The 3237-nt window shown below is 64.7% G+C and carries 2 protein-coding genes and 1 pseudogene; 1 reads left to right on the top strand and 2 read right to left on the bottom strand.

Annotated elements, in window-relative coordinates:
- Window positions 1–774, top strand: a pseudogene (locus EOA33_RS29265) (UDP-N-acetylmuramoyl-tripeptide--D-alanyl-D-alanine ligase); the annotation flags it as partial.
- Here the strand turns inward: EOA33_RS29265 and EOA33_RS29260 are convergent.
- Both EOA33_RS29260 and EOA33_RS29255 read right to left on the bottom strand, forming a co-directional pair.
- On the bottom strand, window positions 758–1624 hold the full coding sequence (locus tag EOA33_RS29260) for an SH3 domain-containing protein (RefSeq protein WP_126056462.1): 867 nt from the start codon (window positions 1622–1624) through the stop codon (window positions 758–760). The pseudogene EOA33_RS29265 and the gene EOA33_RS29260 overlap by 17 nt on opposite strands.
- A 283-nt stretch (window positions 1625–1907) precedes the next feature.
- Window positions 1908–3194 carry an FAD-binding oxidoreductase gene (locus tag EOA33_RS29255; protein WP_127407227.1) on the bottom strand — a complete coding sequence of 429 codons (1287 nt, stop codon included), beginning with the start codon at window positions 3192–3194 and terminating at the stop codon, window positions 1908–1910.
- Between the last annotated feature and the right edge of the window lie 43 nt (window positions 3195–3237).

Here is a 3237-nt window from a genome sequence, read left to right as displayed (position 1 = left end):
GCTTATCCCGAAACCCTGAGCCTCAGGATCCGCTGGCGTGGCGGCGCGCTCGACCTGCAGACGCTGTTTCCGGCCGAGTACCTATGGCTGCCGACGGCGGCGGCTGTCGCCACCGCGCTGGAGCTTGGGGTGCCGCCGGAAAAAGTCGCGGCGCGCGTGGCGACGTTCCAGCCCTTGATCAATCGCTGCCAGGTGCTCGTCACCGATGGCGGTCCGCACTTCCTGGTCGACACCGCCAAGGCTCCCTGGCATTCGATCAACCTCGCCATCGACATGGTGGCCAAGGCCAAGGTTGCTGGAAAACGCATCGTTCTCGGCCAGATTTCGGATTATGCGGGTTCGACCAGAAAGTACCGTGACGCCTACAACGCCGCGCGCGAGGTCGTTGGCCAGATTATCTATGTCGGCGACAATGCGCATCGCTCGGGCGCCGACCAGGCCGACCGCGACGGCGGCCGGTTCGTCGAATTGCGAACGCTCAAGCAAGTCTCCGACCACATCAAGCGAACGGCAGTACCGGGCGAATTGATCCTGCTAAAGAGCTCGTCCAACCTTCACCTGGAGAGGATCGCGCTCGCCTGGACCCACGACGTCAAATGCTGGGTCCCGGTTTGCGGAAAAAGGTCTGGATGCCAGGGATGCGGCCTGTTCGAAGTGCCGTTCGAGGAACATCGCGCCCATGTCAGAAAACGCAGGCGAGCCCGACTATGGCAGTGGCTTCGGCGGCTGCTGTGGCTGACCGGCGGCGATGAAGCTCTCAGGCGCCGGTCTTGATGTAGGTCTTGTAGATCCAGCCGCGCTTGCCATTATAGACGATCTGGCACCACTTCTTGCAGCTTATGACTTGCACCGAGGTCTTGGCGGGCACGGTGATCATCGCGGCCGCTTTCTGTTTCGGGCCGGCCCGCATGGTGACGGCCCGTAGAATACGTCCGGTGCTGGCCGCACTGACCTGCTGGGTCTTTGCCTTGCCATCGTCGCCTGCGGATGCCTGCGCTTCCGGCGTCTGCGGGTCCGGCGCGGGAATGGCGGCGGTCTTGGCGCCATCGGGATCGTCCTTTGCCGGCGCCGCGTCGGGCGCCGCCACCTTGGACAGCGATGCGGCTGCGTCGGATTGAGCCGCCGGCTCGGCGAATGCCGTGTCGGATGACTGGGCGGTCTCTTCGGCCTGTCGGCTTGCCGTCTGATCGGATGGAGCAGGCGCGGGGTCGCTGGACGCGGTCTTGGTGTCTGTTGCGGTCCAGCGCGGGTCGTTGGACGCCAGCGCCGGTATCTTGGCTTCCTTGGCGGCCACCACGGGCGACACCGCGTCGGCCTTGCGCGCCGCCTGCGGCGCGGTGGCCATCGTCGTCGCGTTCGCGCTGGCGGGCGCGATCTTGGTTGTCCTGACCGGGATTGTCGGGACGCTTTGCGCCGGGCTTGCGATCGCTTGCCGGTCGCTGCCCGGCAGCGCCAGCCACAGCGCAATCCCCGCCACGCCAAGCAGCGCGGCGGTGCCGACGGCGGCAATCACCAGATGCGAGTTCGACCGCACGCCCTGCCAGAACGACGGCCGCATGTCATAGCCAAACTGCATTGCAAAGCGCCGTCGTTCCGGCGCGCCGAAACTGAAGGGCTCGTTCACTCTAACCACCTCCAATAGGTGGGCCGACGTTCTTTCGATCGGTGCCGGAGGTCCGGCGGTGATCGGCATCGGTCCCAAAAACACAAGCGGGCGGGCCCGCGAAAGTCCCCGTCTTACAGCCCAGAACCCGCATCTTTTGCCGGTGATTGTGGCATCAGTGCGCCCTTGGAACGAATTCTGCACCCTTGTTAAGGATTCTGCAACATGTCGCAGCGGCACGAACAGCCGAATGGAATCAGGCGGATAGGCCGGAAGTTCCGTTCCAGGCCGTGCTTCCCCAGCGTCAGATCCTGTCGCGCAGGGCGAACCAACTGAGCGCCAGGAACAGCAAGGGCGCACGAAAACGCCGGCCGCCGGGGAAGGGCGGGATCTTTAGATCCTCGATCAGCTTCAGCCGGTCGCGGTTGCCGAGCACGGTCTCGGCATAGAGCTTGCCGAAGAAGTTCGACAGCATGACGCCGTGGCCGGAATAGCCGCCGACCGAGATGACATTGGGCATCACTTCGCGCACGAATGGCTTGCGCGGCACTGTGATGCCGACATAGCCGCCCCAGCCATGCGTGATCTCGACATCCTTCAACTCCGGATAGAGTTCCGCGATCTGCCGGCGGATATGGATGTGGATGTCCTTCGGATCGTTGACCGCATAGACCTCGCGCCCGCCGAACAAAAGCCGGCCGTCTTTCGACTTGCGGAAGTAGCGCACGACGAAGCGGGAATCGTCGACCGACTCGCCGCCCGGCAACACCGTGGTTTCCGATCCGAGCGGCACTGTCGCGCCGATGAAGGAGCCGATCGGCATGATGTGCGCGGCGCTCACCGGCTCGAGCGTGCCGCCATAGGCATTGACGCCAATTAGGCATTTGTCGGCGGTGATCGTGCCTTTCGGCGTCGTGACCCTCACCTTGCCGCCGCTGGAGACGATGCCGGTCGCAGGTGTCCGCTCGAACAGCTGCGCGCCGGCCTCGGCCGCTGCTTTCGCCGTGCCGATCACCAGCTTCAACGGGTGGATATGGCCAGTGCCGGTGTCGCGCGTGCCGCCGAAATAGCGCGTCGAGCCCAGCCGCTCGGCCGCCTCCTTCTCGTCCATGAAGGAAATGTGCGGGTAACCGAAGCGGCTTGCCATGATCTCGGCATGCGCCTTGTAGTCGTCGACATAGCGCTGCTTGTGCGCCACCGACAGCTGGCCCGGCATGTAGTCGATCTCGATCCTGTTGACGGCCGCGAATTCGAGCAGGTGCGCCTTGGCCTCCTCGGCGAGGTCGAACAGCGCCTTGGCGCGGGAAAGGCCGTATTCCGCCTCCAGCTCCTCGGCCCAGGCGCGCTGACCGGTGCCGAGCTGACCGCCATTACGCCCGGAAGCGCCGTCGCCAAACCGATGCGCCTCGGCGAGCACGACATTGCTGCCGGCCTTTGCCAGATGCGCCGCCGCCGACAGGCCGGTGAAGCCGCCGCCGACGATGACGACATCGCATTGGCGGTCGCCGTCAAGGGCTGGGTGTTCGGGTCTAGGTCCCGCGGTGTCTTCGTACCAGGAGCGGCCAGGAGAGATCGGTGATTGGTAAGGCATGATTGAGTAGGGGAATAAGGGGATAGGGGAATAGGGGAATAGG

The sequence above is a fragment of the Mesorhizobium sp. M4A.F.Ca.ET.050.02.1.1 genome, from assembly GCF_003997725.1.
GTDB lineage: Bacteria > Pseudomonadota > Alphaproteobacteria > Rhizobiales > Rhizobiaceae > Mesorhizobium.
The sequence above is the reverse complement of the archived record's forward strand: the minus strand, read 5'-3'. Positions and strand labels throughout refer to the sequence as shown.